This window comes from Companilactobacillus nantensis DSM 16982, assembly GCF_001435815.1.
GTDB lineage: Bacteria > Bacillota > Bacilli > Lactobacillales > Lactobacillaceae > Companilactobacillus > Companilactobacillus nantensis.
This window is the reverse complement of the sequence record NZ_AZFV01000084.1, coordinates 1-450: the sequence shown is the minus strand read 5'-3', so window position 1 is coordinate 450 and position 450 is coordinate 1. Positions and strand designations below refer to the sequence as shown.

Annotated in this window: 1 protein-coding gene; it reads right to left on the bottom strand. The window is 34.2% G+C overall.

Annotated elements, in window-relative coordinates:
• Window positions 1–45: 45 nt before the first annotated feature.
• Window positions 46–450, bottom strand: a 405-nt coding sequence (locus tag FD31_RS13790; RefSeq protein ID WP_157049178.1) for a DDE-type integrase/transposase/recombinase, incomplete at its 5' end; no start/stop codon positions are given.

The window sequence follows — 450 nt, the reverse complement described above, 5'->3', positions numbered from 1 at the left end:
GGTACTGCAACTATTTTTTGAGACATTAAAATAAAAGCACTTCTTTTATTGAGCTATCAAGTGCCGGTATTCTACCGGCGACTGATAGCCCAATTTTTCTAATATTCGTTCTTCATTCCAAAATTTGATGTATTCTTCTACGATTTCTATTACAATAGAGTTTGAACTTATAGGTTCATCTATTGTGTAGAACGTTTCAGACTTTAGGGAAGAGTGAAACGATTCTATCAAGGCATTATCAGAAGGCGTCCCTTTACGGGACATACTTCTGGTAATGCCTTTTTCTCTACATAAATCACAGAAGTTGATCGATGTATATGTTGATCCTTGATCACTGTGGAGGATTACATCATCTGGTAATCCATGTAATTGGTTCAGGGTATTTATAACTAAGTTTTCATCTGGATGATCTGATATTTTATATGCAATTATTTCATTATTAAAGCTGTC